This window comes from Gottfriedia sp. NPDC056225, from assembly GCF_042267765.1.
Taxonomy (GTDB): Bacteria; Bacillota; Bacilli; order Bacillales; family Bacillaceae_G; genus Gottfriedia.
This window is the reverse complement of record NZ_JBHJTJ010000033.1, coordinates 19,540-43,168: the sequence shown is the minus strand read 5'-3', so window position 1 is coordinate 43,168 and position 23,629 is coordinate 19,540. Positions and strand designations below refer to the sequence as shown.

Genomic DNA, 23,629 nt, shown 5'->3' with positions numbered 1-23,629 from the left:
CCTTTTTAAGAATTTCGTTTATATATTAAATGCAGACCTTTTAACGTAAGATACGGGTCCATTATATCAATAATATCTGATTCCTTAGATATTAATGATGCTAGGCCACCTGTCGCTATAACAGTAGGTTCTACTTTCGCTTGAGCTTTCATTCGCTTTACAATACCTTCAACTTGTCCTACGTAACCATAAAGAATTCCTACTTGCATTGCCTCTACAGTTGTACGTCCTACAATATTAGACGGTCTCGAAAGTTCAATACGAGGTAATTTTGAAGCCTTTGTATAAAGTGCCTCTGTTGAAATATTAATCCCTGGTGCTATGGCACCGCCGATATAATTTTTATTTTCATCTATATAACAATATGTAGTAGCAGTTCCGAAGTCTACAATGATAAGCGGACTTCCGTATTGTGCTATACCAGCAACCGCGTTAACAATTCGGTCAGCTCCTACTTCTTTCGGATTATCATATTTTATGTTTAAACCTGTTTTTATACCTGGGCCTACGATTAATGGTTTTTGTTTGAAATACTTTGTAGCCATTCTCTCCAATGAAAACATAATTGGTGGAACAACTGATGAAATAATGACTGCATGAAACTCATCGAATTCGATCCCTGCATATTCAAGTAAGGAACCAATCATCATACCATACTCATCTTCTGTTTTATATCGGTTCGTTTCAATTCTCCAGTGATGTATTAACTCATCTTCTTGGTAAACACCTAAAACGGTATTTGTATTACCTACATCGATTACAAATAACATAATCCATCGTCTCTCCATTTCGAAAATTAAACTTTTTATATTTTTAGTTTCAAGTACATTTTTTATCACTATAAAAATAATGATAACACAAGTTGTTCTTAGTTTAAAAATAGATGACTCCTATTTCAGAGCTGGATTAATGAAAGCCTGAAATGAAATCGAAAGAGCTTTTATAACGCTATTAATACCGATAAACAAAAGAAAGAGTGTCTTGGAAGACACTCTTTACTATTATTCAGTGATTTTCGGTTCAGTTGGTTGATCATCTTTTTTAGAGATGTTGACCTTAATCTCATCATTTGAAGTTGGAGATGGAGGAAGTGTACCTTGGTTCCAAAGACTATTAATTCCTTTTGCATCTAATGTTTCAACTTCTAATAATGTGTTTGCAAGCAGATCCAGTTTATCGCGGTTTTCCTTGATAATATCCGTCGCTTTTGCATAACACTCTTTAATAATTCTTTGGATTTCCACATCGATTTCATAAGCAATCTTATCACTGTAATTTTGCTCATTGTTAAAGTCTCTACCAAGGAATACATTTCCACCTTGAGATTGACCAAATTGAAGTGGACCTAATTTATCACTCATACCAAACTCTGTAACCATTCGGCGAGCAATACCTGTCGCACGTTGGAAATCGTTATGAGCTCCAGTACTTACTTCACCAAATACTACTTCTTCAGCTACACGTCCACCAAGTAGACCTGCAATTTTATCAAGTAATTCTGGTTTCGTCATAAAGTATCGATCTTCTTTTGGAAGCATGACTGCATAACCGCCAGCTTGACCACGAGGTACGATTGTAACTTTGTGCACCACTTCAGCATCGTCTAATACTTGACCTATAACCACGTGTCCAGCTTCATGGAATGCAACAATTTTACGTTCTTTTTCAGATATAACTTTATTTTTCTTAGCAGGACCAGCAATTACACGATCCGTTGCTTCATCAATATCAAGCATATCGATTTTCTTTTTATCACGACGAGCAGCTACTAATGCCGCTTCGTTTAATAAATTCTCTAAGTCTGCACCAGAGAATCCAGGTGTTCTTTGAGCGATAGCCTTCAAGTCTACCTCTTGTGATAATGGTTTATTTCTTGAATGTACTTTTAATACCGCTTCACGTCCGATTACATCAGGGCGATCAACAGTGATTTGTCGGTCAAAACGACCCGGACGTAATAACGCTGGGTCTAATACATCAGCACGGTTTGTTGCAGCGATGATAATAATACCTTCGTTAGCACCGAAACCATCCATTTCAACAAGTAATTGGTTTAATGTTTGTTCACGCTCATCGTGACCTCCACCTAAACCAGCACCACGTTGACGACCTACAGCATCGATTTCATCTATAAATATGATACATGGAGCGTTTTTCTTCGCATTTTCGAATAAATCACGAACACGAGAAGCACCAACCCCAACAAACATTTCAACGAAATCAGAACCACTGATTGAGAAGAATGGAACTCCAGCTTCCCCAGCAACAGCTCTTGCTAATAATGTTTTACCTGTTCCAGGAGGTCCTACTAAAAGTACCCCTTTAGGTATTCTTGCACCTAACTCAGCAAATTTACGAGGATCTTTTAAGAACTCTACAACTTCAACAAGTTCTTGTTTCTCTTCATCTGCACCTGCAACATCTTTAAATCGTACTTTCTTTTTCTCATCATTATAAAGACGAGCTTTGCTCTTCCCAAAGTTCATAACACGGCTTCCGCCACCTTGTGCTTGATTCATTAAGAAGAAGAATAGAATGAAAATAATTACAAATGGAATGAGTGAAGTGAAGATTTGCACCCATGCACTTGTCGTTTCAGCTGGATCCCAATTAGCCTTGATTTTATAGTCAGCAACCGCTTTGTTAACTATTTTTGTCGTTTCGTCACTAATTGGTACTTGAGTTTGGAAAGATTCGCCTTTTTTTACATCTGTAAAGTGACCTCTTACTATGTACACTCCATTTTTAGGTTGGATAGATGTTAAACTGCTAACATCTCCACTTTGCAACTTAGTATAAAATGTATCGTAACTTACTTTCTTAACTTGAGATTCTGGCCCATTGAAATATGTAACAACACCGATCACAACTAAGAAGATTAATATGTAAAAGACTGTATTACGGAAAATTCGATTCAATTCCAAACCTCCTCTCTTTCAATTTAATTACTTTATATAGTAGCATAGTTATACTATGTAAACAAACGAATAAAACTTGACTTATTTCGTGTATACCTCAGGCTTTAAAACGCCAACATACGGCAGATTTCGATAACGTTCAATATAATCTAAACCATATCCTACTACGAAAGCATCAGGTACTTCGAAGCCAACTAAATCAGCCTCAATATTTGCTTTACGTCCACTTGGCTTATCTAATAAAGTTACGATTTTAACTGTATTAGCTTTTCGATGTTTAAATAGTTCAACTAAATAGTTTAAAGTAAGACCGCTATCAATAATATCTTCTAGAATGATGACATCTCTTCCTTCTACAGAAGTATTTAAATCTTTTACAATTTTAACTTCACCAGAAGAAACTGTGCTATGTCCATAACTAGAAACATCCATAAAATCAATTTCGATATATGTATCAATATGCTTGATCAGATCAGACATGAACGGAAGAGCTCCTTTTAAAACACCTACTACTAATGGAAAGCGTTCTTTGTACTCTTCTGTTAGTACTGCGCCTAATTCTATTACCTTTTGTTGAATTGCCTCTTCACTTACTAATACTTGTTGAATGTCTTGTTTCATCTTTTCCTCCTAGAAACTCTTAGAAACCACCTGTATTGCAATGAGTGACTCATCTGTCGAAAAATTTCTTTCAAATACAGATTTTTTTACGAAAGGTACCCATAATATATTATTTTGACTATCCGTAATTATTGGCCATTCATCACGTAATGATTGTTTCATTTTTTCATCAATAAATATATCTTTTAACTTTTTTGACCCATTCATACCCTTTAATGACATTCGATCACCATTCTTTCGATTCCGAACAACGAGTGGAAAGGAAACATCCTTGGCAGAACAAATAAACGTGTCGTTTTTTGGTTCAAGACATTGATTGTTTAATTCAACTTTTATCGAAAAACCATTTGGTAGTTCATATACGCCTGGCTCATTAATAGAAATAGTATAATACTTCACATTCACTTGCTCGAATGTAAATGTGCATTCATTATATGAGCGTTTGACAAAAAGTCCTTCAGGTAAATGCTGTTCCCATGTGGATTTCTCATTTTGTAATAAAGTCAGAATTGAATTAAGATGCCCTTGTGTCAAGCCTTCAGGTATAGATAGGTAGACATATTCTAATATTAGTTGAATACATCTTCTTTGTAAAGATATAGGCACATTTAAAAACTGTTTAACATCAATCGTGACTGCTTGTTTTTGTTTATGTTTTATAACTGTATTCATTACATCTTCAGTTAATTCCATTAAATATAGTTCATCTTCTATCTGTTGTCTACTAAAGTGTTGGAATCGCTTATGTGCAGTTGGATTTTCTTCAAAAATAAAAGGTAATAGATGATGTCTAAATCGGTTTCTAGTGTATACGTCTTTCTCGTTACTTGGATCTTGTCTTGGAATTATATTTTTTTCGTGACAATATGTAATTAAGTCGTGTTTCCTCAGTTCTAAAAATGGACGAATAATTTCACCAGTACTAAACGGCCGTTTTTCTCTAATTCCCGCGTAGCCCATCGGTGAGCTACCTCTTACTAATCGCATTAAAATTGTTTCGACTTGGTCTTCCCCATGATGACCGAGTGCTAAATAATCTGCTTGGTATTTCATCATAATCTCTTCAAAAAAACGATATCGACATTCCCTCGCTGCTAATTGGCTACTTAATCCCGTTTCTTCGATATATTGATTTACATTTATGCTCTTACCTTCAAAATGTACGTTATTCAAAACACACCAATTCTTGACGTATTCCATATCATCTAGAGACTCTTGTCCTCTAAACATATGATCTACATGTGTAAGAATAATTGTAAAATCGTATTCATCTCTGACTGATAAAAAAGCATGAGCCAACGCCATCGAGTCTGGCCCCCCGGAAACACCAATGACAATTTTACCGCTACTAATAATATTGTTTTTCTTTATAAATTCCTTTAATTGATTAATTACCATTTACCCATACTCCTAAATGAAAGTATAATTCATACCTATATGTTAACATTCCCATCCATGGAGTACTATGATTTAAAGCTGATAGTAAAAATATAAAACATATGCTAGTCCCATTAATAATAGAATTGTAGATGTTTCGAACCAATGACTTCTTTTTTTCTTTTTCTTCACGTACACATTGTTCGCCGATCTTGACTGCGTTGATTGGTTAGGCATTTGATTCTGATTTTTTGATTGCGTAGTTTGATTTGTTGCTTGGTTATGTTTTTTGGAGTGCCTTGATTGATTTGTAGCTTGGTTTTGCTGTTTTGACTGTCTCGTTTGGTGGACCGAGTTGTTTTGTGCCGCTGTAGCTTGTTGCGCTTTATTTTTCTTTTTTGTAGCATTTATCTTTTGTTCATACATCAGCAACGCCTGTTTCATTGCGTTTGCACTGACATACTCACCTTTTAACCCTCTCATCAGAAACTCTTTATATGGAGTAAGGGCTTGTGTTTGATCGATCACCTGTTCAATTTGCTTTATGCCTTGGCCGTTCTTTAGGAACTGTTTTTTACAATGCAGGTGAATAAAAATCATTGTCACAGCAAATAAGTCATAGGAGATTTCTGCTTTTCTAGATCCCAAGCCCCAGTAACCACGATCAAAGAACTCAGTAAACTCTTTAACCGCTCGTCCGATTTGGGTAACTCCTCCAAAGTCAATCCACTGGATTCTATTTGGTTCTTTCGTTACTAGAAGATTATCAGTTTTTAAATCCCCAAATATATACCCCTTATGGTGCAATTTATCTAATAGAGATAGCACTTGAATGATAAATATACTACTCCACTCAATTCCATTTCTCTCTATAAATTTTGGTAAACTAACTCCATTTACGTACTCCATTACATAAAAGTAGTAGCATTCTCTTGATACAGAATCTATATAATCGTCTACATCGATAAAAGAAGGCCCAAGGAAAGTATCCTGGACCTGTGTGATTTTTTTTAGTACATTCACTTCATTCGTAATATTAGTGGAATCCTTACTCAGCTTAAGGGCAACATTGCCATTTTTCCCAGAAGCAAGATAAACTGTACCGTTAGCGCCATTTCCAAGTAAACTTTTAATTTCGTATTGGTTTTTATTCCACTTTCCAGTAATGAAAGTCCCAGGTGCTAGACTAATCTGCCCATTCAATTGATTGTTCATCATCACCATTATTACCTCTATCATAATTTTGTTCGTTGAAATAATTCAATGCTTCGCGTAACGCAGGACCAGTTGGGGTCATGCCACCCATTGTTAATTTAGGAAAGATCGTATTGAGCTTTTCTAATTTAGGTGTCCAGTCTAACAACTTGTCAACATCGTCACGTTTCCCGGGAAATATAAATAACGAGTAGGCATTTTCGCCTGTTCTAGAGTTTAAACTTATTTGCAGATCAAATAATGATTCTTTAACAGTCTCTAGCTTATCTTTCATACTAGCACTCGTATCTACTAAAATAATAACTTCTAAACCTACAGTTTCTCCAATATCCTCTACAACCTCATAAACTTCTTCTCGCTTTGAAGGAGGAAGTGATTCAATTGAATTACTTGAGCCTAAAATTTGCTTTAATTCCTTATTAACAAACCCTTGAATTGTTTGTGTCATTGCTTTTCTAGTAACCATTTGGACAGTTTGAGAGAGTTGTTTTGTATAAACAACCTGACTTATTCCTCCACCTGCTCTAGCAATTTCTTCAATTTCCTTCAATCCATCGCCGTTTTGGACATTTTCATCTAAAATTCCAATTACATTGACAGTAATACCATATTCTTGCGCCAAGCTTGAAACAGCTAGTGGATCTTCTCCATGATTTGAATAACCATCTGTAATTAATAAAATTTGCTTTAATTTTCCCTTATACATACTAAATCCCCTCCGCATAAAAGTTGTTACCATTTTGTCCAAATACGGGAGGGGATAAACCTTTATTTAATTTATTTTACTAAGCCATCGCACTATATGATGCGATTGATGACCACTCAGGCATATTTCGTTTTACAACAGCAACTACGACTGTCATATCATCATTAATATCGCCTGTATTTGTTCGAATTACTTCTTCAAGTAATAATTCTGCTACTGCTTGCGGATCATCCGTTTCAAATTCACTAATTTTACGTTTCATCCACATTTCATAGTTTTCGACGTGTCTAGGACCTTCAAAAATTCCATCACTCATCATAATCAATAAATCACCGGCTTTAAGTTGTTCACTTACAACTTCTACGTCAAATTCATCAATGATGCCGATTGGTAAATTACTGCCTTCTATTTTTATAACTTGCTTTCCTCGTTTAACAAAACTTGGAGAAGAGCCAATTTTTAAGAATTTCGCTGAGGCATCATGTAAATCTACCATTGCCAAATCTAGCGTAGCAAATACCTCTTCAGTAGTACGTAAGGAAAGAATCGAATTAATCGATTTAATTGCGACTGTTTCCTCTATGCCTGAATTTAATATCTTTTGAAGTAGTTTTAGTGTCTCATTACTTTCAATATGAGCGCGTTCACCATTACCCATTCCATCACTAATTGCAATGGCTTGTTTTCCTGCTCCTACATCCATTATTTTAAAAGCATCACCAGATATAAATCCGCCACCTTTAGCTGCTGTCGCTACTCCGGTCTCAATAACAAATGCCTTATCGGAACCAAATGTAACTAAGTAATTCCCTCCGTTTGGAATTGTTGCCGATTCTTCTTTTAAAACGACAATTGTCTCCTTTAAAATATCAGATAGTATTGGCGCAATTAACTTTTGACACTCTCCATATTCATTTTCAAAAGGAATTAAAATATCAATATCAATGTTTCCTTGTTCTAGGTTATAGATTTCAACTTGGCTAACATCAATACCAAAGTTTAATAAAGCCTGTAGAATTTGATCCTCTTGCAATTGATGATTCTCTTTTTCTCGTTGAATCTCTTTTGCAAAATCAACCATTACTTTCGATACCCCACGCAATTGCTCTGCTACTAATCTTCTGCTCTCCTGAACTTGTTTTTTTAGTCTTTGGTTTGCACGGAAATAGAAAACCTCTTGCTTCATTAAATCCGCCATTTTAGAAGAACGCTGGCAATATTTTTCCCATTCTCTCATAAACTGACCGTTCTTAATAAGCTGATCCTTTTCTACTAAATGCATCATATTCTCCATGTATTGATATGTTCGGTCTCCATTATTAGACCAGCAATGATCTTTTTTCATACAACTACTACAGCATTTATTGGAAATGCTACAAATAAATAGTTCTTCATCAGTCAATTCGTCTTCAATTTGTGCAAATTGACTAGGCTGTGAAAAGCTCGCAGACAATGCTTCAAACACATTTGAGAATTGTGTAATACGATTAGCAGTCAAATCTCTGATTTTACGCAAATATTGCTGCTGATCTGTAGAATGCTCCTCTGTTCCCGGGACTAGTTTAGCTAATTGCTTTAATAGGAAAGATGGCGTTAGTAAGAATAATACAATCGCAATGACAGATTCAATAATTGAAAAGATAATATCAGACTGCTTTTCTGCATAGAAACTTATTAAGCACGTCCCAATTAATAGTCCAGCCGCTGCACCTAATCTCTTGCCTTCTTTTAATAAGCCTCCTAGCAATCCAGAGAATGCTAATAAGCTCATTTGGTATAAGCTCGAAACACTCGCTAGACTTAATATTAGGCCCGTTACAACTCCTACTGTACACCCTACCGTTCCTCCCGCTACGAAGGCGAATAGTAAAACAATATATCTAGTAACGATATGCTGAATTGATAAATCTTGAATATACCAGTCAGTTGTCCCCGTCACAACTGAAGCTAAAAGAATAACTAAACACACGATTTCTTCAACACCTAAAAGCTGTTTTCTCTTAGGAATCGCTAGTAAAGGTACACTTTGGAAAAAAATCATTGTTAGGATAAAACTTAATCCTGCTTCTACAGAAGCCATTAAAACATCATACATTAGAACTTCTTGTTGGAAAGCATAAGCGATTAATAAGTGACTAATGAATACTGATAAAAATACTTGAAAAGGTACTAGACCTATATAATGTCGTTTAACTCTAGCAAAGAATATATTGAGGATAAAAAATAAGATAACAGTGGCAAAAGCATAACTAACGGTTTCAATCGACACCGTTAGTGAACCAATCATAAGAGCGACAAACGCTACTCCAGTCCGTTCTCTTTTCATCATATAAACAGAAGCAAAAAATGGTAAGACAAACGGAAGAATATGCGATAAGATCAACGCTCTCCCTAATAAAAATCCCGTCAAAAAGATTAGAAGACCCCAATCAAAAAATGCTTTTTCTAGTTTAGTCTTGATTGATTTAGAAGATTGCCGAAAAACTGATTGAAACCCGTTAGTAGGGACCAAGCTAGCTGAAGAATTTGAAGATCCTCTTTCCAGTTTCGTCATATTTCCACCTCATCCGATTTGGTTTATTGAACATATTTTAACTTGTCCATTTGAAGGAATATGTCAAAATGACAAAGGTAAAAAAAAGTTTTCTTCGACGGAAAAAGCTTTTACGTACAACTGTTTTACAAAATATGAGAAAAGCTAGCAGCATAATTTCTCTAATAGGGTAAAAGAAACGCAATTATTAAATTTTATGTCAATCGAAATGTGGGATAGAAAGGTTTAAGAGCGAAAGTGGCAGTTTTTAAGAGCTAGTAAGGTCATGATTAAAAATCAGGTTAAGAGTGGCAATAGATTTAAATAGTTTAGATTTGGAAAGCTTAATTGATTTGAGATTCATTTTTAGAAGTTAAGTGGGATTGAAAAGAAAAAAACGCCTAGCCTCTTTTAAAGAGACCAGGCGTTTTTGATGATGACCCGTACGGGACTCGAACCCGTGTTACCGCCGTGAAAGGGCGGTGTCTTAACCGCTTGACCAACGGGCCGTCAAAGGGAATGGTAGCGGCGGAGGGAGTCGAACCCACGACCTCACGGGTATGAACCGTACGCTCTAGCCAGCTGAGCTACACCGCCATTATCTTTAAACGACAAGATTTATCTTACCATGGTACAAATTGACCGTCAACAGTTTTTTTATATTTTATTTTATAGTTTTTTTCATACAAAAAACGCACTCATTAAGAGTGCGTGTTCTATATAAGCATTTATGTCCAAACAAGGTAGTAAATTAACCTCGACGAGCTCCGCGGCCACCACGCTTAGATTCTGTGTTGCGTTTTAAAGAAGCTAGACGATCTTCACTGTCTTTTAAAAATTTACTCATTTTTTGATCAAATGTTTCTTTGACTGGACGTTGATCTGAACGGTTTTGGCTTCTACCACGATTTCCACCATTGTTTCCTCCATATGAAGGTCTGCTAGTGCGAGGTCTTTGCTCACGTTCTCCCTCTTTAACCGGTGGACGTTCTTTTGCTTTTTTAATTGAAAGGCCGATTTTACCGTCTTTCTCAACATTGATTACTTTTACTTCGACTTCATCGCCAACTTTTAAATGTTCGTTAATATCTTTAACATAGTTGTCAGCTACTTCACTAATGTGAACAAGTCCAGTTACTCCTTCTGGTAGCTCTACAAAAGCACCAAAATTTGTAATACCTGTAACTTTCCCACTAACTTTGCTGCCTACCTCAATTGACATAAAAAAAATGCTCCTCCTTAAAATGTTTAACTGGATTTACTATATTATATAAAATTATAAAAACAAGTGTCAATGAAACGATAATTACTTAATATTTGGGAAAATTATTTCTCCTTTTTTAGAAAAAAATAAGTTTTTCCTAGCAAGCTCAATAATATATTGATCATCGTTCAATTGGTCAATCATGCGTTTTGAATCTTCTACCGTAACTTTTGTTTTCTTTAAATCAACCTTTGCTAGTTTTAATTGCTTTACTTTAGAAGAATAGACGTGCTGCTGCGCTACGTAGTGAGATTGTAATAAAAAGTATACGGGCACTGTTAAAAAACAAAATAATGACATACGTATTAAAAACTTTTTAAAACTTCTTCTCTTAGGTTTAATCCCCTGTTCTTCAACTAAAGTAATATTTTGTTTATCCTGAACTTGTCTACTTAGGTCCAACTGTCTCGCATGTTCCACCTATCTCTTCCTCCTATCTAAAAAATCTTTTACTTTTTTAATAGTAGTAAGGAAGATATTCTTGAATTTTCCGAAAACTCCTTTAAATTGTATTAAATAGTTTTTGACTCGTTTTGGCACAAAAAACCAACATACTCTGCCGAAAAACAAAAGAATAGATAAGACAACGTTGTAAAGTAATCGGATCAGTCGAATAAGGAGACCATAAATAAACAAAAGTATCACAATTATTAGCTGAATAATACCCTTTATAGGTTTAAAAATAAATATTATGATTAATTTTACTATAATGCGGTAGATTCTAATAACTAGCTGAATACTAAATTCTAAAACTTTTTTATAAATAGTTCGCAGTAGACTTTGGTATGCTGCATAACCGCATAGTAGAGCTAACAGGAGATAAAACCTTAGTGCACCTTCGTTAACTAAGTATAAAACATAAAACACTAGTAGAGCCTGAAATACCCAAAATAAAATATCGGTAGCGAACACAATCAGTCGATTACGAGTACCTCGATATAAAAAACGATGGTATGTATCTAGTGCCATACCAAGATAAGCACCCATACCGACCATCGCTATCATTGAGTAGAACTGAACGTTTAAGCTCATTTAAATAGCTTGCTAAAGATCCCTTTAGCTTTCCCTGAGTTGTACTCGTCAATATAACAAAGTTCATTAATTTTTCCCTTTATTGCTACATGACCTTTTTCTACATCGAGGTTTTTCATTTGTAAATTATGACCTTTAATATGCAAAAAGCCTAAAGCTGTTTCTAAAAGGAATTCTTCACTATCAAAGCTCTCTACCTGCTTAACTCCAGTAATTTCAAGATACCTTCTACTTTTTAAGGACAAATCCTGCTCGATTATTTGGCTTGTATTTTTCGCATTTAAGTCATACGGATTATTCATACTAGTCCCTCCATTTACATAAACTGTATCTCTTTATAACAAGTTCTTAATACAGTGTTATTTGTAAAAGTATATGAAGGGACAACTTTTTTAGAACAAGCTATCTGACAGTTTTTCCTCGCTTATGATTGTATACATTGCATCTGCTTCTTCTTTTCGTACAGTTTCTTTAAGTAGATTGATCTTTGCCGTCACAATTTTCTGTCCGAAGCGAATTTTTAATTCATCATTTACTTTTACTTCTGTAGATGCTTTTGCTACCGCTCCATTTATTGTTATTCTTCCTTGATCAGCCACTTCTTTAGCAAGTGTTCGACGCTTAATAATTCTCGATACTTTTAAAAATTTATCAAGTCTCATAATTTATTCTCCTTAATTCTCATTGATCATTCGAATTTCTTAGCTTCATTCCATATCTCATCCATTTCTTCTAGAGATACGTCTGAAAAGGTTTTATTAATTTCATTAAGTCTTGATTCAATATATTGAAAACGTTTAGTAAATTTCATATTCGTTTTTAAGATTGCTTCTTCAGGGTTTACATCAATAAAACGAGCTAAATTAACAATACTAAATAATAAATCACCTAGTTCTGCTTCAATTTTAGACTGTTCTTTTGATTCAATTGCATCAAGAACTTCAGTTAGTTCTTCTCTAACTTTATCCACTACTGGAGGTAATTCTTTCCAATCAAATCCCACTTTTGCCGCTTTACTTTGAAGTTTTTCTGCTTTTAATAATCCAGAAAGTTCCTTTGGAATTCCTGAAAGAACAGATTCAACTACATGGCCCTTTTCAGCTTGCTTTAATTCCTGCCAATTTTTTAATACTTCCTCTTCGTTATTAACATGAACAGTTGAAAAGACATGAGGGTGACGATAAATCAGCTTACTTACTAACCCTTGAATAACATCTTGAATTGAGAAATAACCTTCATCCTCACCTATTTGAGCGTGTAGCATCACTTGAAGTAATACATCACCAAGTTCTTCAATAATATGATCGTCATCCTCTTCGTCGATTGCTTCAATCAGCTCATACGCCTCTTCTAATAGGTATTTCTTTAATGATACATGTGTTTGCTTCTGATCCCATGGACAACCATCAGGGCCTCTTAAAGTAGCAATAACAGAGCGAAGAGTCTCAAATTGGTGATATAGATCCTCTTCATTTTTAACAGGCGGTACATACACACTTGTTAAATTATTGATAGACGTATTGCGGTCCAACTCATATAAAGGCACTCTACTTATTTGCTCATCTGCACTACCCGCTGCTGTCACAATTACTACATCATAATCATCAGGAAGCTGCTCCATTAATTTTAATTTCGTATGTGAAGCAGTCATTTGGTCGTAAACTTGGCATATGATCAAATGCTGCCTAAATGTAATTTGCTCTTGCTCTAAATCTGTTGCATCCACAAACTGGAATCCTTCGATTGGATCAATTTTCAAGCTAGTAAACATCGCATCTAAAAAGCTCTGTCCACCTTTAATATCTAGCTGGATAGTGCCCTTATTCGCAAGTTCGATTAATAGCTGAACTGTCTTTTCCGCTACAAGAGGATGTCCTGGTACAGCGTATGTAATGGATTCCACTTCAGAAGCTTTCACTAACGCTTGTACAATTTCTTGATAGACTTCTTCAAAACGGTCATGTTTTTCATATATTTCGTCAAATGATTGAAAAGTTAGACCTTCTTTTTCTAATTCGCTTATAACAGGGTGGTCTTTTGTACGTAAATAAAGATTGTCAGTTTTTTGTAACACTTTATAAATTCCAAATGGAAGCTGATTAAGGTCTCCTGCTCCTAAACCTAAAACTGTAATCTTGTTCATTTTCCTCCTCCTGTTCTTTTAAGAGAGCCACTTTAGTAATTTTTCACTTTTCACTAATGAGCTTAGCTCTTCTACTGTAAATAACTTAATTTTAATTAAAACAATTCCAAACGCAATTGCTCCTACAACCGCTGATGATAATGCCTCCACTAACATTCTTAATCGAAGTGGATTAATAAACATTGCATACTTTTCAAAAACATGCTCATATCCATATACACAACCATACATAACTGCTAGGGCAACTAGTAATTTCGCAATAAACTTAAAGCCAAAAAATGTCGTTTTCGACAATTTATAAATATAAGCTAAATTCAATATCGTAACAATAATTAGAGCAATCACCGTTGAATAGGCTGCCCCTTTTGATCCTATTTGCTCCATTAAAATAACATTACCAACAAATTTCACACAACCACCTGCTAACACATTTAAAGCAGGAATTAAACTTTTGCCTAACCCTTGTGCTATTGAAGATGTCGTAATGGATACCCCCGCAAAGAAAATCGATGCACATAACACCGTTAGGACATCTGTTCCTAAATCATTTCGGTAAAGCATAATATTTGTCGGATGGATAATTGAAATTAGGCCGATTGTTGCAGCAGCTCCTACTACAATACTCACCCTAATAGCACCTGAAATACGATTATTTATAGAATTATGTTCTTTACGAACTAATTCACTAGATAAATAAGGAATTAAGGCAAGCGAAAAGGATGAAGCAATGACAGAACCTAATTGAATTAAAGGAAATCCACGGTCATAAATACCTTTCACAAGTTTAGCACCTTCAACATGATACCCATATTGTACTAATAAAGGGTAAAAAGAGATTGAATCGATAAACTGAATAAATACAAGTACTAAGCTACTTAAACTGAGTAATATCCCTTGATATAAAATCGTTTTTAATTCTAAACGATAGGTTTTAATTAAACCAAATGATGGGATTGTTAAACCGGAGCCGCGAAAAGAAACCCAATAAAAGAAGTAAAGTATCGCTGCTATACTACCTAGTATTGAACCTGAAACAGCACCCGCACCTACAATATAAAGATTATCAGTCGTTTCCATTAAATAAAGTGACAGTACTAAAATCGTGATTACTCGAATAAACTGTTCAATTACCTGGCTGACTGATGTAGGTCCCATATCTCCTAAACCTTGGTAATATCCACGAAACGCTGAAGTTATTGGAACAAATAAAAAGCCAACACTGACTACACGAATTAGCATCGCTAGATGATCATCCCGCATAAACTTTGCTATACTATTACTGCCTATGTATAAAGTTAAAAAACATAATATCCCAATGACTAACAACATCATAAATGTTGCATAAACTAAATCTTTAGCTCCCTTATCATCTTTTTTCGCCAATCTTTCAGCCACATAAGACGATAAAACTAAAGGAAAGCCGTATGTAGAAAAAGCTAAAGCAATTGCGTAAACAGGGTAAACCTGTTGGTAAATATAGTAACCTAAATCACCCGCAATATTTTGATATGGTATTTTATAAAATGCACTCAATACTTTTGATAATAATGATGCTATTGTTATGAATAATGCGCCTTGTAAGGCTGCTTTTTGTTTAGCATTTTGCAAAAGGATTACAACTCCTTTGATAGACGGTTCACCCTTTAATGTATTACATTAGTAGGTCGTATGTAAAGAGTTGCTGAAAGAAAAAACTACTCTTTTCCATTTTTGGTAACAGTAACCTTTATTTTTAGCGAAAAAATAATAAAAACACAAAGACCAGTAGAGGTATAAATTAACCTTTACTGGTCTTTGTTTACTAAATGTATGATTATTGCTCCATTTGTCTAGCTAAGAAGTTAGTAGCAGTGTCGATTGCTTTCTTTTCAACTTCAGAAATAGTTTTATCTTTTGAAAAGATTACTACAGCCCCAATCGGGTCCCCACTAGCAATAATTGCTCCAACTGCATAGGATTGATATTTTTCAATTACACTTTCGATAAATGAAGCTTCCCCTGGCTCAGCAACAACTTTTGAGTTACGCTCCGCCATCGTTTTTTCGATAATATCACCAATATTTTTGTTTAAGTATTCTTTCTTCGAAGCACCTGCAACTGCTACAACTGAATCACGGTCACTTATAATGACTGTGTGTCCAAGTGTGTCATATAGTGCATCTGCGTATTCCTTTGCGAAATCACTTAACTCGCTAATCGGTGAATATTTCTTTAAAATAACTTCTCCATCTCGGTCAACAAATATTTCTAATGGATCACCTTCACGAATCCGTAAAGTTCTCCTAATTTCCTTTGGTATTACTACTCGACCTAAATCGTCAATTCGACGGACAATACCTGTTGCTTTCATACTTGTAAAGCGCCTCCTCACTTACTTGCATGTCTACGTTGATAAAGATACCCGAGTGACAATGAGGTAAGGTCACCCTTAATTAATGATAGTATCCTACACAACGAAAGTTCTATACAAAATAAGTGAGATTTTTTAACACCTTTACTAAAAATATAGTATTGTAAGCACTTTTTGGTAACTTTTATTTTAATTTACGATAAAATACAGAAAAATTTAGATTTATTTCATTAGACCATAATCAAATGTATTTTCTATCCTTTAAGCATTAACGCTCTCTTTTTTTACATTTTTTAATCCGTTAATTAAACCTTCCAGTGTAGTTAGCCATTCCGCTGGAGTCTTTCCTTTTACGTCTAGCGTAACTTTTAATTTCGACCCATCCATTCCTAGGCCGATTCCTCTACCAAAGGAATTACATAATTGGAATAGCTTCCCACCGTCAATATTTGTACTTGCCACTTCAGAGAAATAAACACTCACTTCTGACTTAACTTGCTTGATCAGTTCAATCTTTTCGGCAATGGCTAAAAGCTTAATATGAGCTACTTGGCATAGGTAGCCTACTTCCACCGGGAAATCCCCAAAGCGGTCCATTAATTCATCTTGAAGGTCATTTAACTCTTCAAACGTTTCAATTCTTCTAAATTGCTTGTACATCTCTATTTTTTGCTTACTATCTTGAATATACGTATCAGGTAAATAAGCATCTACTTCAATGTCAATTTCGATTGAAATTAAATCTTCTTTCTTAACTCCTCTACGCTGTTCGATTGCATCTTTTAACATTTGAGAATATAAATCGAATCCAACCGAATCAATAAATCCATGTTGCTGTGCACCAAGTAGATTCCCTGCACCTCGTATTGACAAGTCACGCATAGCAATTTTGAAACCGGAACCTAGTTCTGTAAACTCTTTAATTGCCTGTAAACGCTTCTCGGCAACTTCAGTTAATACTTTATCCTGCTTATAGGTGAAATAGGCATAAGCTACACGATTTGAGCGTCCTACACGCCCTCTTAATTGATAAAGTGTTGAAAGACCCATTCGGTCCGCATCATACACAATCAATGTATTAACATTTGGAATGTCCACACCTGTTTCGATAATCGTTGTACTGACTAATACATCATATTGCCCATCTAAGAAGGCATACATAACTGATTCCAGTTCTCCTTCATTCATTCGACCATGTGCGACGGCTACCTTCGCATCTGGTACAAGCATTGAGATTTGCTCAGCCATACGTTCGATATCTTCTACACGATTGTATAAGAAGTAAATTTGTCCATCACGAGCAAGCTCCCTTTCAATCGCCTCCCTTACTAATGCAGCGTTATATTCGACTACATATGTTTGAACTGGAAAACGATTTTCTGGAGGCGTTTCAATAACTGACAAGTCTCTTACTCCTAACATTGACATATGCAATGTACGAGGAATCGGAGTTGCAGTTAGCGTTAAAACATCTATATTTGCTTTTAACTGTTTAATTTTTTCTTTATGAGATACACCAAATCGTTGCTCTTCATCAATAACTAAAAGGCCCAAATCTTTATAAATAATATCCTTTGATAATAAACGATGAGTTCCAACTACTATATCAACAGAGCCCTCTTTTAACCCCTTCATCGTCTCAAGCTGCTGCTTACGAGATCGAAAACGATTTAAAAGGCCGATATTAATTGCGTGATCCTGAAATCTTTCTCTCAATGTTTCGAAATGCTGTTGTGCTAAAATTGTAGTAGGAACTAAAATAGCCACCTGCTTACCTTCAACAATTGCTTTAAAGGCAGCACGAATAGCAACTTCAGTTTTTCCATATCCAACGTCTCCACAAAGCAGTCGATCCATTGGACGTTCTCTTTCCATATCCTTTTTAATTTCATGAATTGATCTAAGCTGATCGTCAGTTTCCTGGTATGGAAACGAAGACTCGAATTCTTGTTGCTCTAGCCCGTCAGGAGAAAATGCATAACCTTTTGATGCTTCACGCTCTGCGTAAAGCTTAATTAAATCATCAGCAATATCCTGTACTGAGCCCTCAACTTTCTTCTTAACCTTTTTCCAATCAGTCCCGCCAAGTTTATAAATCTTCGGTTCCTTACCTTCAGATCCCACATACTTTTGTACTTGGTCAATTTGTTCGATCGGTACGAATAATTTATCGTCACCATGATATCGAATATGTAAATAATCTTTATGGATTCCATTAATCTCTAATGTTTCAATTCCTAAAAATTTACCAATACCATGATTAACATGAACGACATAATCTCCGACTTTTAATTCTGAGTAATTTTTTATTCGTTCTGCATTTGATAACTTTGTATTAATTCTCTTTTTCTTCTTAGCTTTTTTAGTAAATAGCTCTCGCTCCGTAATGAGAACAAATTTCTCTAACGGAAGTTCAAATCCAGAACGAAGATCACCCTTCATGATGTATACTTCACCATTTTTGATTTGCTCAATAGAAGAGATAATTTTACCTTCTATTTTGTAATCTGCTAATATATTTTCAATTTTGTTTGTTCTTTCATCACTTTCACCAAGCATAACGATTGTGTATTTATTTTTCTTCCAACGATCTAGTTCATTTTTTAATAGACCCATTTGTCCATGAAACTCTTGCATCGATTTACATTGTACCGACACCACCTGTTCAGGATGCGTATGAGGAACTCTTCTTGGAAAAAGACTCGTATGAATTTGTTGGCGCTTTCTTGATTGTAATAATTCGAAAAAATCATGCGAAAACGTTACGCCCTGTAAAGCATTTCCTTCTGCCAATAAAGATGTATACCACTCTGCTTCATCTTTTTTAAGCTGTTCAACAATTTCATGAACCCTGGAAATCTCATCGATTACAACAATAGCTTCTTTTGGAACATAATCTAGTAAACTAAATTGGTTTTCATAGATTAGGCCAAAATATTTATATATTTGATCAATTAACTGCCCTTGTTTTAACTGTTCAAGATCATAGGTTACCTTTTCAGCTAAAGATTCTTTTAATTGTTGATCTTTTACTTTTGATAGAGTTGTTTTAAAAGCTTGCTCTATACGTTGAACACCTAATTGTAAATCAGTCTTAGAGATAATTCTTTCTGTCGCCGGACCAATATGCACAATTTCAAATTTTGTAATCGATCTTTGAGAATCTGGAGAAAACGAACGAATTGAATCGATTTCTGTATCAAAGAGCTCTATACGAATAGGGTCTTCATATGTAAGTGGATAAATATCAAGAATTCCACCACGCACACTAAATTCTCCCTTACTTTCTACCATACCAACACGCTCATAGCCCATTTGGACAAATTTTGATATCAAATTCGGTAAATCGATTTCTTCGCCGATTTCAAAATTAATTTGATTGATAGCCCATAATTCAGGAGATGGTAAATATCCGATTAATCCAGAGACTGGTGTAACTACAATCGCTGGTTTTTCTGACATCAAACTGTTTAATGCGATTAGTCTTTGTGATCTGAGCTCTGGACTGGATACCGCAATCTCTGATGCAATTAATTCATTTGCAGGATATAGGAATACCTTTTCTTCACCTACAGCCGCTCTCAAATCTTCCGCTACCTTCTGAGCTTGAAGAAGATTATTCGTTACGATTAACTGTGTTTGTCCAGTTTCTTTAAAAATAGCACCCGCTAGCAATGTTTTTGCAGACCCAGTTAAGTTTGTAACCAACTGTTCTTTCAACCCGCTTTTAAGGCCCTGTATTATCTTTTTAATATCTTTATAATGGTTAAATTGTTCAATCAAACCAATCACGAAGTCAATCTCCCCTAACAGTCAATCTAAGTAAACAATACCCTTAGTTGAAGTTTATATTTATAGTTTTTTTAAAATTAGGCCTGTAGATGAAAAGTGTAAAAAATAAAGATTACTTAAATCACATTTCACAAATGTTTTGTTTTACGTTTTGATCAAAACACCTTAACAGTGAGCCTAGAAAAAACAGAAAAACGCCTCAGTTATTAACCAAAGGCACTTTAGTTTATAAAATTTTTATATTCATGGTAATGCGGAAACTCTGATAGGGTCATTTCGCAATCCTCACACACGATATAAATTACTTGATTAGGAGATTGAATAAAATTTACAAAATCACTTAGCTCCTCGTCAAATGAATGACAATAAGAAGATGACACTTGTAAAAGTTGATCCTTTTCAATACTACCCATGCATTTGCTGCAATATCGACACTGACATTCTAATAATTCCATTACTGCCTCCATACTACAAAAATTCATATATACAGTATGGTTTGTACTAACTATACTTATTCAATATGAAGGCGTAAATTCCTGTTTTTTATTTTTTATTATATTGATTCATCACGTCTACAAAAGAATGATTTAAAAAGTATTCACATGCATCCGCTGATTTTTTTACACCATCAACTACTTCAGCAATTTCCTCTTCAAAAAAGTTTGAGAGCACATGATTTACAACGCTCATCCCATTAGAAGGGCGGTCTACTCCGATGCGAATACGTTGGAATTCTTGTGTTCCTAAATGCTGAATTAAGGACTTGATCCCATTATGACCACCAGCACTTCCTTTAGTGCGCAAACGTAGCTTACCAGTTGGAATATCCATTTCATCATAAAGTACAACAAGGTCTTCGATATCAATATTAAAATAATCCATGAACGGCCTTACACTTTCACCTGATAAATTCATGTATGTTAAAGGTTTTAACAAAAAGACTTTTTCACCATTTACAATCCCAGAAGAATAAATACCATTAAATTTTTGTTGGTTTAATGAAATACCCCAACGGTGAGCCAATTCATCGATCGCAATGAAACCTATATTATGTCGCGTTCTTTCATATTCTCTACCCGGATTGCCTAATCCTACAAACAACTTCATTATATTCCTCCATTCTTAATCTCTGGTTATATTGCGAAAAGACGTAACCACATCGGGTTACGTCCTCTTATAAGTTTTAAAGCAAAGATGTAAATTTTACTATTAATCAAATAATGTACTTACTGATTGCTCTTCATAAACACGAATAATCGCTTCACCTAACAAGCCTGCAACTGATAATTCAACAAGTTTCTCAGTTCTTTTATCATCAGTAAGACAAATTGAATTTGTTACAACTAATTCTTTAATACAAGAGTTTTCGATACGATCAATTGCCGGTCCAGACAATACAGGGTGTGTACAACATGCATATACTTCTTTTGCACCGTGCTCTACTAATGCATTAGCAGCAAGTGTAATTGTACCCGCTGTATCAATAATATCATCAATTAGAATAGCTGTTTTACCTTCAATATTACCGATGATGTTCATAACTTCAGCAACATTTGGTTTTGGACGACGCTTATCAATGATAGCAATTGGAGCTTTAAGTCGATCTGCCATTTTACGAGCTCTTGTTACTCCACCATGGTCAGGAGAAACAATGACAATATCTTCAAGCTGTTTTTTTCTAAAATAATCAGAAAGGATAGGTACACCTAATAAATGATCAATTGGAATATCAAAGAATCCTTGAATTTGTGGCGCATGTAAATCAAGTGTAATCACTCGAGTAGAACCAGCAGTCTCAAGAAGATTTGCAACTAACTTAGATGTAATTGGCTCACGTGAACGAGCTTTACGATCTTGACGAGCATAACCGTAGTAAGGAATTACGATGTTAATTGTTTTCGCTGATGCACGTTTTAAAGCATCAATCATGATTAACAATTCCATAATACTTTCGTTTACTGGGAAACTTGTTGATTGAATGATAAATACATCACAACCACGAATACTTTCCTCAATGTTAATTTGCACTTCTCCATCGCTAAAACGAGAAACCGAACATTTACCAAGCTCTACACCAATATGCTTTGCAATTTCTTCCGCCAATTTAGGATTTGAGTTTAGAGTAAATACTTTTAAATGCTTGTCTGGATAATGATTAGGCATGTTTCGTGTACCCTCCGCTTTTTTCTTTTCTTTTTATTTATCTATAATTAATTTTTATAGTAACCTTCTTTTGTCACTTGCCTTGCTCTCGCAATTGCCAGTGAGTCTTCTGGAACTTCATCAGTAATTGTTGAACCAGCTGCAATGTATGAACCTTTTTTCACAGTTACAGGTGCAATTAAGTTTGAATTACAACCAACAAAAACATTGTCCTCAATCGTTGTTTTAAACTTGTTTTTACCGTCGTAATTTACAGTGATTGAGCCACAACCAAGATTAACATCTTGACCTACTTCCGCATCACCAATATAGCTTAAGTGAGAAGCTTTACTTCTATTACCAAAAGTAACTTTCTTAGTCTCAACAAAATTACCAATTCGAACTTCATCACCTAATGTTGACGCAGGGCGAATATGAGCAAAAGGCCCAACTGATGTTGAATGACCAATCTTACTCTCATGTACAACCGATTGCTTAATGATAGTATCATTACCAATTACACTATCGATAATTTCTGTATTCGGGCCAATTGTACTATCAGACCCTATTATACTATTCCCATAGATCATTGTACCAGGGTAAATAATAGTATCCGAACCAATAATTGCATCTGCTGAAATGTATGTGCTTGATGAATCGATAATCGTTACTCCATTCAACATATGCTTTTTATTTATATTTTTTTGCATTAATGATTCCGCAATCGATAAAGCATATCGATCATTTACACCTAATGTTTCATCAAAGTTCGCTGTTTTATATGCAGCTACGATTTCACCTTTTGCTTTTAGTATCTCAATAACATCCGGTAAATAGTACTCACCTTGAGAATTATCATTATTCACTTCGCTTAGTGCATCAAATAATGCCTTATTATCAAAACAATATGTACCTGTATTAATTTCTTTCACTGCAAGCTCTTCCAGATTTGCATCCTTATGCTCAACAATTTTTAATACAGATCCATTTTCGCCCCTAATTATTCTACCATAACCAGTTGAATCCTCAATATGAGCTGTTAAAATGGTAGCTTTTGCCTGTAATCGATCATGTTCAGCAAATAAAGCTTCAATTGTTTCTGGGGAGATTAATGGTGTGTCACCACAGATTACTAAAGTGGTTCCTTCTTTATCTTTTAAAGTTGGCGCTGCTTGAATTACAGCATGTGCAGTACCTAATTGCTCAGCCTGAAGAGCATATTCGCTATCGTCACCTAATTGTGTTTTAACTAATTCTGCTCCGTGACCTACAACAGTTACAATATTTTGTACACCAACTGATTTTACGTGGTCTACAACATGCTGAACCATAGGTTTTCCACAGACAGGGTGAAGTACTTTATATAATTTTGATTTCATTCTAGTACCTTTTCCTGCAGCTAGAACAATCGCATATTTATTTGACATAGTCATCCTCCATCAATCTAAATACCAATACCTGTTAGGTCAATTTGCTAATTTTTTTATTTTTTTACAAAATACATCCATTTTATTATACCATAAAAAAAGAACCCAT

General features: G+C 34.9%; 20 protein-coding genes and 2 tRNA genes. All 22 read right to left on the bottom strand.

Annotated elements, in window-relative coordinates:
- Positions 1-5: 5 nt before the first annotated feature.
- Entirely contained in the window at positions 6-770 is a 765-nt protein-coding gene (locus ACFCYN_RS18390; RefSeq protein WP_098117918.1) for a type III pantothenate kinase, read from the bottom strand.
- 231 nt (positions 771-1,001) lie between these two features.
- Positions 1,002-2,918, bottom strand: a complete 1,917-nt coding sequence (gene ftsH, locus ACFCYN_RS18385) for an ATP-dependent zinc metalloprotease FtsH (protein WP_375950865.1) — start codon at positions 2,916-2,918, stop codon at positions 1,002-1,004.
- An 81-nt stretch (positions 2,919-2,999) separates the two neighbouring features.
- Positions 3,000-3,539: a hypoxanthine phosphoribosyltransferase gene (hpt, locus tag ACFCYN_RS18380; RefSeq protein ID WP_098117916.1), complete on the bottom strand. Its 540-nt coding sequence runs from the start codon at positions 3,537-3,539 to the stop codon at positions 3,000-3,002.
- A 9-nt stretch (positions 3,540-3,548) separates the two neighbouring features.
- Positions 3,549-4,937: a tRNA lysidine(34) synthetase TilS gene (gene tilS / locus ACFCYN_RS18375; RefSeq protein ID WP_375950862.1), complete on the bottom strand. Its 1,389-nt coding sequence runs from the start codon at positions 4,935-4,937 to the stop codon at positions 3,549-3,551.
- 72 nt (positions 4,938-5,009) lie between these two features.
- Positions 5,010-6,134, bottom strand: coding sequence for a protein kinase domain-containing protein (locus ACFCYN_RS18370; RefSeq protein ID WP_375950861.1), 1,125 nt, complete (start codon positions 6,132-6,134; stop codon positions 5,010-5,012).
- Positions 6,103-6,855: a VWA domain-containing protein gene (locus ACFCYN_RS18365; protein WP_483867243.1), complete on the bottom strand. Its 753-nt coding sequence runs from the start codon at positions 6,853-6,855 to the stop codon at positions 6,103-6,105. Before ACFCYN_RS18365 ends, ACFCYN_RS18370 begins: the two co-directional genes overlap by 32 nt.
- Positions 6,856-6,916: 61 nt before the next feature.
- Complete coding sequence (gene spoIIE / locus ACFCYN_RS18360; RefSeq protein ID WP_172446606.1) at positions 6,917-9,391, bottom strand: stage II sporulation protein E; 2,475 nt, start codon at positions 9,389-9,391, stop codon at positions 6,917-6,919.
- A 416-nt stretch (positions 9,392-9,807) separates the two neighbouring features.
- Positions 9,808-9,879, bottom strand: a tRNA-Glu gene (locus ACFCYN_RS18355).
- A gap of 11 nt (positions 9,880-9,890) precedes the next feature.
- Positions 9,891-9,967 (bottom strand) — tRNA-Met (locus ACFCYN_RS18350).
- 154 nt (positions 9,968-10,121) lie between these two features.
- Positions 10,122-10,592, bottom strand: coding sequence for a S1 domain-containing RNA-binding protein (locus ACFCYN_RS18345; protein WP_098117912.1), 471 nt, complete (start codon positions 10,590-10,592; stop codon positions 10,122-10,124).
- An 84-nt stretch (positions 10,593-10,676) separates the two neighbouring features.
- On the bottom strand, positions 10,677-11,054 hold the full coding sequence (locus ACFCYN_RS18340; protein ID WP_375950859.1) for an FtsB family cell division protein: 378 nt from the start codon (positions 11,052-11,054) through the stop codon (positions 10,677-10,679).
- Positions 11,055-11,666, bottom strand: a complete 612-nt coding sequence (gene yabQ, locus ACFCYN_RS18335) for a spore cortex biosynthesis protein YabQ (RefSeq protein ID WP_375950857.1) — start codon at positions 11,664-11,666, stop codon at positions 11,055-11,057. It lies immediately after the preceding gene.
- On the bottom strand, positions 11,663-11,968 hold the full coding sequence (gene yabP / locus ACFCYN_RS18330) for a sporulation protein YabP (RefSeq protein WP_098171395.1): 306 nt from the start codon (positions 11,966-11,968) through the stop codon (positions 11,663-11,665). The genes yabQ and yabP overlap by 4 nt, the downstream gene beginning before the upstream one ends.
- A 90-nt stretch (positions 11,969-12,058) precedes the next feature.
- Positions 12,059-12,328, bottom strand: coding sequence for an RNA-binding S4 domain-containing protein (locus ACFCYN_RS18325; protein WP_088067097.1), 270 nt, complete (start codon positions 12,326-12,328; stop codon positions 12,059-12,061).
- Between the two features lie 26 nt (positions 12,329-12,354).
- Positions 12,355-13,809: a bifunctional methyltransferase/pyrophosphohydrolase YabN gene (gene yabN, locus ACFCYN_RS18320; RefSeq protein WP_375950855.1), complete on the bottom strand. Its 1,455-nt coding sequence runs from the start codon at positions 13,807-13,809 to the stop codon at positions 12,355-12,357.
- Between the two features lie 18 nt (positions 13,810-13,827).
- Positions 13,828-15,417, bottom strand: coding sequence for a putative polysaccharide biosynthesis protein (locus ACFCYN_RS18315; RefSeq protein ID WP_375950853.1), 1,590 nt, complete (start codon positions 15,415-15,417; stop codon positions 13,828-13,830).
- A 205-nt stretch (positions 15,418-15,622) separates the two neighbouring features.
- The gene (gene spoVT, locus ACFCYN_RS18310; protein ID WP_375950851.1) at positions 15,623-16,159 is read right to left on the bottom strand and encodes a stage V sporulation protein T; all 537 of its coding nucleotides are present in this window, start codon (positions 16,157-16,159) and stop codon (positions 15,623-15,625) included.
- Positions 16,160-16,420: 261 nt separating this feature from the next.
- The gene (gene mfd, locus ACFCYN_RS18305) at positions 16,421-19,951 is read right to left on the bottom strand and encodes a transcription-repair coupling factor (RefSeq protein WP_375950850.1); all 3,531 of its coding nucleotides are present in this window, start codon (positions 19,949-19,951) and stop codon (positions 16,421-16,423) included.
- Between the two features lie 221 nt (positions 19,952-20,172).
- Positions 20,173-20,406, bottom strand: a complete 234-nt coding sequence (locus tag ACFCYN_RS18300; protein ID WP_172446599.1) for an anti-sigma-F factor Fin — start codon at positions 20,404-20,406, stop codon at positions 20,173-20,175.
- A gap of 88 nt (positions 20,407-20,494) precedes the next feature.
- The gene (gene pth, locus ACFCYN_RS18295; RefSeq protein ID WP_375950847.1) at positions 20,495-21,058 is read right to left on the bottom strand and encodes an aminoacyl-tRNA hydrolase; all 564 of its coding nucleotides are present in this window, start codon (positions 21,056-21,058) and stop codon (positions 20,495-20,497) included.
- Between the two features lie 102 nt (positions 21,059-21,160).
- Positions 21,161-22,114, bottom strand: a complete 954-nt coding sequence (locus ACFCYN_RS18290; protein ID WP_172446598.1) for a ribose-phosphate diphosphokinase — start codon at positions 22,112-22,114, stop codon at positions 21,161-21,163.
- A 47-nt stretch (positions 22,115-22,161) separates the two neighbouring features.
- Complete coding sequence (glmU, locus tag ACFCYN_RS18285) at positions 22,162-23,520, bottom strand: bifunctional UDP-N-acetylglucosamine diphosphorylase/glucosamine-1-phosphate N-acetyltransferase GlmU (RefSeq protein ID WP_172446597.1); 1,359 nt, start codon at positions 23,518-23,520, stop codon at positions 22,162-22,164.
- Positions 23,521-23,629: the final 109 nt, after the last annotated feature.